The 7,375-nt window shown below is 68.2% G+C and carries 7 protein-coding genes; 6 read left to right on the top strand and 1 reads right to left on the bottom strand.

Going from position 1 to position 7,375, the window contains the following annotated elements; genetic code table 11:
• The 4 genes from H0W38_RS12320 to H0W38_RS12335 form a co-directional block, all read left to right on the top strand.
• The coding region (locus tag H0W38_RS12320) for a type II toxin-antitoxin system HipA family toxin (RefSeq protein WP_292454402.1) at positions 1-1,600 on the top strand (1,600 nt) is incomplete at its 5' end.
• A gap of 95 nt (positions 1,601-1,695) precedes the next feature.
• Positions 1,696-3,525: an O-antigen ligase family protein gene (locus H0W38_RS12325; RefSeq protein ID WP_292454404.1), complete on the top strand. Its 1,830-nt coding sequence runs from the start codon at positions 1,696-1,698 to the stop codon at positions 3,523-3,525.
• A 253-nt stretch (positions 3,526-3,778) separates the two neighbouring features.
• Positions 3,779-4,003 carry a hypothetical protein gene (locus tag H0W38_RS12330; RefSeq protein WP_292454405.1) on the top strand — a complete coding sequence of 75 codons (225 nt, stop codon included), beginning with the start codon at positions 3,779-3,781 and terminating at the stop codon, positions 4,001-4,003.
• A 6-nt stretch (positions 4,004-4,009) separates the two neighbouring features.
• Positions 4,010-4,423, top strand: coding sequence for a type II toxin-antitoxin system death-on-curing family toxin (locus H0W38_RS12335; RefSeq protein ID WP_292454407.1), 414 nt, complete (start codon positions 4,010-4,012; stop codon positions 4,421-4,423).
• A 111-nt stretch (positions 4,424-4,534) separates the two neighbouring features.
• Here the strand turns inward: H0W38_RS12335 and moaC are convergent, their stop codons facing one another.
• The gene (gene moaC, locus H0W38_RS12340) at positions 4,535-5,068 is read right to left on the bottom strand and encodes a cyclic pyranopterin monophosphate synthase MoaC (protein ID WP_292454408.1); all 534 of its coding nucleotides are present in this window, start codon (positions 5,066-5,068) and stop codon (positions 4,535-4,537) included.
• Between the two features lie 155 nt (positions 5,069-5,223).
• On the opposite strand from moaC, the gene tfpZ reads away from it, so the two are divergent.
• Together tfpZ and H0W38_RS12350 are read left to right on the top strand one after the other, a co-directional pair.
• On the top strand, positions 5,224-6,024 hold the full coding sequence (gene tfpZ / locus H0W38_RS12345) for a TfpX/TfpZ family type IV pilin accessory protein (RefSeq protein WP_292454410.1): 801 nt from the start codon (positions 5,224-5,226) through the stop codon (positions 6,022-6,024).
• Positions 6,014-7,375, top strand: a 1,362-nt coding sequence (locus H0W38_RS12350) for a M48 family metalloprotease (RefSeq protein ID WP_292454411.1), incomplete at its 3' end; no start/stop codon positions are given. The genes tfpZ and H0W38_RS12350, both read left to right, overlap by 11 nt.

Below are 7,375 nucleotides of genomic sequence, written 5' to 3' on the forward strand. Positions count from 1 at the left end.
GTCGCGGGTTCAGCGCACGCGCATTCGCTCGCTCGAGATCATCCAGAACAAGGCGCCCGAACGGCCATCGCTCGGCTCCGCCATCGTCGCCGACAGCTTGGGCGAGTTCCGAATCGACGTGTCCTCCATGCGGCAGCGTTTCCTGGAAGCCTTTCGTCTTCGCAGTGAGCATGCGGCTTCGATCGAGGCTGCGGCGCGCGCCTCCATCGCCGCTCGTCTTGTCGAGGAATACGGCAGCGCCCAGGCTGCGAGCGATGCGGTGTGGGCTCTTGCCCGCGAGAACGAGTGGTATCGCGAAGGCGAGCGCGCAGAGCGGTTCTTGCTGCGGCGTCCCGCGGCCACAGCGGCGCGAAACGAAGCAGCGCTGACGCTGACCGTTGCGTGGCACGGCGCGCCCATGGGCGATCTGTTTCACGACGGGTTCGAATGGCGCTGGTTGCCGATCGAGGGTGTCGCGCCCGCGCTGATCCGGCCGACGACGCCCGGAAAACTGCCGCCGTTCATCGTCTCCTTGTTGCCCGAGGGCTGGCTCGAGGCCGTTCTGAACGACCGTGACGAACGGGCGATGCTGCGGTCCGGCAAGCGGTACCTGTCCAACATCACCATGGTCGAGAACCCCAGCGAGCTCGTTGCGCTGTCGCAAGACGTGTTGCTGACAAGGCTCGGGCAGTACGCGGCCCACGGCATCTTCACCGGTGTTTACGGCGGCCCCGGCCGCAGCGACATCGAAGAGAGTTTCGAGCGCAATCTGGCGAAGATCGTCGCGCGGGCCGACACGCCGCGGCTGTCAGGTGTGCAGATCAAGGCGCCGATGCACTTGGCTGCGCACGGCGCACTGACGCCGAGCAGTGGAACGCCGTTCACCCACATCCTCAAGCCCGCGGGCACCGGCGGCTTCGAGGCCTTGCCCTTGATCGAATGGACGGCGCTCGCTTTGGGGCGGCAAGCCGGACTCGCGGTGCCCGCGACGGCGTTGGTCATGATGCCGGACGGTATGCCGCCCGCTCTGCTGGTCGAGCGCTTCGATATCCGCGAGGGCCTGGACGACGATCGCCTGCTCGCCATGGAGGATCTTTGCTCCGTGCTCGATCTGCCGCCCGAAGCCAAGTACAGCGGAACGATCGAGCGGGTCGCCCGCAGCCTGCGTGCTTTGTCCACAGCACCCGACGAGGACGTTCTGCTTCTTCTGAAGCGCGTTGTCTTCGCCTGGTTGATTGCCGACGGCGACATGCACCTCAAGAACATGGCGGTGCTGAAGGTCGCACAGCGAGCCGATAGAACCTTTATCTCCGTGCGCCTGGCGCCGCTCTATGACGCCGTGACCACTTGCGTCTTTCCGGGGCTGGCCCGTGACCGCATGGCTCTCAAGCTCAACGGCAAGGACGAACGGCTGCGCCGGGCCGATTTCCGTGCCTTGGCAAGCACGGCCGGCTTGCGAGCTGCCGATGCCGATGCGGCGATGGACGAGGTGGTCGATCGCCTGAGGACCGGCTTGCGGAGCGTTGCCCTGCCGGCGCTGCCTCGCATCGGGCAGGAGGGCGAACGGGTGCTTGCCAGGATGTTCGACCTGTGCCGGGAGCGCGTTGAGTCGTTCAACTGAAGCCTCCCGGTCGAAGGCGGCGCTGCGGATGGGGTGACAGCAAGCGATGATTCGATGGCGCACGCCGTGCCGTTTCGATTTTTCCTTGCCCGCCAATGCAATTACCCGCACCTGTTGACCTGACGCGCCTGCTCGGCGCGCTTGCCGCCGTAGCACTGCCGCTCCTCCTGTCCTTCGCAGCCGTGCCGGACACCGTGTTCTACAACCAGCTTGCCGCTTTCGCGGGTTGGGGTGTCTGGCTGCTCTGGCGGGGCGGGGGCTCATCGTCGAAGCTCGCGGCGCACAGGCCGGCGATGCTGGCTGCTTCGCTGGCCTTGGCGGTGTGCGCGTTCTTTGCCGTGCTGAGGGCCGGCATCGGCCAGGGCGCCGCGGCCCTCGCGCTGCTCTCGGCCATTGCCGTGCTGTGGTCCGGCGCGCGTGGCGGCTCGTCCGACACCCTGGCCATCGCCCGGGCCTGGTGGCTGGCCGGTGTGCTATGCACGGCCGTGGCGTTGCTGCAGTACTTTGCGCCCTCGCTGGCCGATGGCGGGCTCATTGCCAGGAACTCGACGCCGGGCCGCGCGGTCGGCAACCTGCGCCAGCCCAATCACCTGGCCACCGCGCTGCTGTGCGCGATGGTGATGACGGCGTGGCTGTGGCAGATCGGGCGGCTGCGGGCGCCATGGGCGGCGGCTTCGATCGCGGCGATGGTGTTGGCTGTTGCGCTGTCCGCCTCGCGCACCGGTGCATTGGCGCTGGGGGTGCTGCTGGCTTGGGCCGCGCTCGACCGAAGCCACCCGCGGGCGCTGCGCTGGACGCTGGCCGCCACGCCGCTGCTCTACCTCGCCTGCTGGGCCGCGCTGGCCGGCTATGCGTCGCTGCAGGAGGCGAGCTTTTACGCGAGCGAGCGGCTGGAGTCGAGCGGCGACATCAGCAGTTCGCGCTTCGCCATCTGGCGCAACGCGCTCGCGCTGATCGCACAGCAGCCGTGGGCGGGCGTGGGCTGGGGCAACTTCAACTTCGCCTGGACCTTCACGCCCTTCCCGGACCGGCCGGTCGCCTTCTTCGACCACACGCACAGCCTGCCGCTGCAGCTCGCCGTGGAGATTGGCGTGCCCGCGACGCTGGCCGTACTGGGTCTGCTGGGTTGGGCGCTGTGGCGTGCACGAGCTGCCTTGCGGACGCCGCCACCGTGTGCCGAGCCTTCGAACGTTGCTGCCGCCGCCGCCGCTCCCGCAACCACCATCATCACCAACGACGTCACTGCGGCGCGGCGTGGCTCGTCGCCGATCATCAGCGACGTTCCTTCCCCGCCGCCTTCCATCGCCCGTGCCGCACTCGCCATGCTGGCGGTGCTGGCGCTGCACAGCCTGCTCGAGTACCCGCTGTGGTACGCCTACTTTTTGCTGCCGGCCGCCTGGACGCTGGGCGCATTCCTGGGTGCCGCGCCACCGCGCGCTGATGCGTCGACAGCGAGGGGGCGCAATACGAACGCGTCGTCCCTGGTGCTGCGCGGCGCCGGGCTGCTCATGTTGCTGGGCGCCGCCTGGGCCGCCTGGGATCACCGCCGCGTCGAAGTGATCTTCGCCCCGCCGGCGGGGGCCGGCACGCTGGAAGCCCGCATCGCCAAGGGCCGGCAGAGCTGGCTGTTCGGCCACCACGCGGACTACGCGGCGGCCACCACACCGCCGGCGGAGCCATCGTTCGCGGCGTTCCGCCGGCCACTGCACATGCTGGTCGATACACGCCTGCTTATCGCCTACATCGAGGCGCTTCACGAGGCCGGCCGCGAAGCCGAGGCGCTGTACGCTGCGCAGCGTTTGCGCGAATTCCGACGTCCGGATGCGCAGGTCTTCTTCAAGGAGTGCACGTCGGGCAATCCTGCGCCGCCGTTTCAGTGCGAGACGGCGCCCGTCGCGCTTGGCTGGAGTGATTTGGAGCCTTGAAAGCAGTCAGTGTGGCAAAGTGAGCGTTACAGGCGCGTGAAGCAGCGCCGACCAACCCTGCGTTCCTCACATTGAGCCGACTTCACGGGAGTGGCAGATTGAAGTCGATGGTGACGAAGACCGCAAAGCCGTCTCGCTGCCCAGCGGTTCAGTCTGCCGGCCGGTTTGCAACAACGCGGCATGCTGCGCCGCATGAACAATCGGCGAACTGGCATGGGTTTCGGGGTTCTCTCCGACAGCTTCAGGCGGATACATGCACTATTCTGTTTTTGCCGATCAACCAACCGGCATGGAGGCACAGCAGATGTTCACTGTTGAACAGTTGAAGAAGCGCTCCGCGTCGCAAGCGCGAGTGAAGATTGCGCCCAAGGTGGTCGTCACGGCCAATACGGCTGAAAAAAAGCTAGAGGTCTCGCGGGTGGCCAAGCAGGTGATCCGGGAGCACCATGCCGTCCTGATAGCGCTGAAGAACCGGTAGGGGCAGATGCTCGATCTGGATTTCGTCATCACAGTGCATGACGAAATCATCCAGGAGCTCGGCGGTCTGCCGGGCTTTGCCGGTGGCGGCTATGGGGCCGTACAAGCGGCTCTCCAACGGGTCGCGTTTCACGCCGAGTATGCTGGCTTGGATGACGTGCTGGGTATCGCAGCGCTTTACGCTGAAGCCATCGCGCGGGGGCATGTCTTCAACGATGGCAACAAGCGTACCGGACTGACTTGCGCCCTTGCATACCTCGAGCAGCAAGGCATCCACGTTAAGAACGACCCTGTCCTGGAAGACCTTATGGTGGCCTTGGCAGTAGGCAACTTCCCCCGGGACGATTTTGCGTGGGCCCTCGGCGCACTGGCTGGCCTTCATCAGTACCCTCGCGAAGCGCCCGCAGAGGGGGACCTTTAGGCGGTCTCGGCCATCAGCACGATGTCTTCCATGATCCAGAGCGTGTCCGTCACGCATGGCGACAGGCGAGACCGGATCGATACATCCTTGTTTCGTTTCCCGGCTCGACGCTCAACCCGCTCGTCCCGATGATTCGGCAACATCGGCCCTGAACGACCCCGACTTGCCCCCGTGCTTTTCGATCAGCCGCACCCCGTCGATCACCATGCTCCGGTCCACCGCCTTGCACATGTCGTAGACGGTCAGCAGGCCGATCTGCACAGCCGTCAAGGCCTCCATCTCCACACCCGTCGGGCCCAAGGTCTCGGCGGTCACTCGGCACACGATGCGCGGCTGAGTCGCGTCGATATCGAACTCGGCTGCCACGCGGGTGAGCGGCAGCGGGTGGCACAGCGGGATGAGTTCGGCCGTGCGCTTGGCAGCCTGGATCGCCGCGATGCGAGCGATGCCGATCACGTCGCCCTTCTTGGCGTTGCCCTGGGCGATCAATTCCAGGGTCGCGGGCAGCATGCGGATCGAGCCTTCGGCAACCGCGATGCGGTGAGTGGCGGCCTTGGCTGACACATCGACCATGTGGGCCTGACCATGGGCGTCGAAATGAGTGAGCGCGGCTGGCGCGGCGGCGGGATCGGAAGGGGGGCTCATGGGGTGACAACAAGGGGTCGGCAACAAGGCGAAACACTGCTGCGGCATCATAGGCGCCCAAGGCGCAGGGCCGCGTGAACCGAACGCCATGCCGGTGATCACACGGCTTCTCGCCGGCCTTGCCCCCGCCCGCATCCGGTTGCTGCTCCGCCCTGATGGAAAACACCCTGCCACCCGCCGCTTCATCGCCGTCTGCACACGGCTTCCAATGGGCTTCGCGCTTGCGCGCCGCGGCCATTCACCTTGCGTTGAGCGCGCTGGTCGCGGCACTGGCCGCCTTGCTCGTCTTCGGACTCTGGTACCCCACGCCGTTCCGTGAGATCTCGGGCGGGCGCGAGCTGTTCTTCCTGGTCGTGGCGGTCGATGTGGTGCTGGGCCCGCTGATCACCTTTGCCGTGTTCGATCGCCGCAAGCCCGGGCGCGAGTTGCGTCGCGATCTCGCCATCGTCGTGCTGCTGCAGCTGGGCGCCCTCGGCTACGGGCTGCACACGGTGTTTCAGGCGCGGCCGGTCGTGGTGGCGCTTGAAGGCGACCGCCTGCGCGTGGTCACCGCGGTCGCCTTGCAAGAGGCCGATCTGTCCAAGGCGCCGCCCGAATGGCAGCACCTGCCGTGGCATGGCGTGCATGTGCTGGCCACGCGCCGTGCCAGCGGCGGCGAGCAGCTCGAGGCGATCGACATGGCGCTGCAGGGCATCGACGTCGGCATGCGCCCGGAGTTCTGGCTGCCGGCCAGCAGCACGGCTGCGGAGATGCGCGCGGGTGCAAGGCCGCTCGCCGCGCTCGCGGCGCGCTACCCGGCGCGCGCCGCCGAACTGCAGGAGTACGTGGCCGCCACCGGCCGCAGCGCCGAACAGCTGAAGTACCTGCCGCTCCTGGCGCGCCGCACCGACTGGGTGGCGCTGGTCGATGCACAGAGCGGCCGGATCGTCGGCCATGCGCCCTTCGATGGCTTCTAGCCTTCGGCACAGCAAACGCTCCGGGCCGCTCGGCCTGGCGCTGGCCTTGCTGCTCACCAGCGCCGGCCCCGGCCCGGTGTTCGTGCCGGCCGCACACGCGCAGGTGCCGGGCGACAACCGCAACGCCCTGCCTTCGCTCGGCGACAGCGTCTCGGCCGACGTGTCGGTGTCCGCCGAACGGCGCCTGGGCGACCGCATCATGCGTGACATCCGGCGCGATCCCGATTACCTCGACGATCCGGTGCTGCTCGACTATCTGCAGGAGATGTGGGCCGAACTGATCGATGCCTCGGCTGCGCGCGGCAACCTGCCGGCGGAGCTGAAGGAGCGTTTCGCGTGGGAGCTGTTCCTGGTGCGTGATCGCACCGTCAACGCGTTCGCGCTCCCGGGCGGTTATGTGGGCGTGCACCTGGGCCTGATCGCGATGACGGTCGCACCCGCCGAGCTGGCGTCGGTGCTGGCCCACGAGCTTTCTCATGTGACGCAGCGGCACATCGCGCGCAGCTTCGGCGCCGGCAAGCAGGCCACGCTGGTCGGCCTGGCCGGCCTCATATTGGGGGTGCTGGCGGCCAGCCGCAGCCCGGAGGCGGCCAACGCGTTGATCACCGGCGGGCAAGCGGTGTCGGCGCAAGGGCAGCTCAACTTCTCGCGCGACATGGAGCGCGAGGCCGACCGCGTCGGCTTCAACGTGCTCACCGGCGCTGGCTATGCGCCGGGCGGCATGGCGTCCATGTTCGAGAAACTCGCGCAGGCTTCGCGGCTCAACGACAGCCAGAACTTTCCGTACCTGCGCACTCACCCGCTCGGCAGCGAACGCATCGGCGAGGCGCGCTCGCGGCTTGGCGTGGAAGCGGGCGCGCCGGTGCCGCGCCCGCTGATGTATGCGCTCATGCAGGCACGTGCGCGCGTGCTGATGGACACGCGCGAAGCGGCGCTGCAACGCGTGCAGGAGTTCGGCAGCGCGCGCGCCGTGAGCGACGCGGCCACGCCGGCCGACAAGCTGGGCGCGCTGTACAGCGGCGCGCTGGCCTCGATCCTGCGCCGCGACTTCGGCCGCGCCGAGACGGCGTTGGCTCAGGCGCGGCCGCTGGTTGCCGACGATCCGGCGGCCGCCCGGGTGCTGGATCTGCTGGCTTTGCAGAACCTCATCGCGCGCGGCGATGCGGCCGGTGCCACCGCCGCGCTCGATGCGCTGCGGCGCCTGCCCGGGGCGGGCGACTCGCGCGCGCTGATGCTTGCACAGGCTCAGGCTGCCTTGCTGCCCGCCGCCACCGATGCCGAGCGGTCGGCGGCCGCCGGGCGGCTGCAGACGTGGGTGGCGGTCCGGCGCGACGACGCGCTGGCCTGGGGC

Source organism: Methylibium sp., assembly GCF_013817365.1.
Classification (GTDB): Bacteria; Pseudomonadota; Gammaproteobacteria; order Burkholderiales; family Burkholderiaceae_C; genus Methylibium.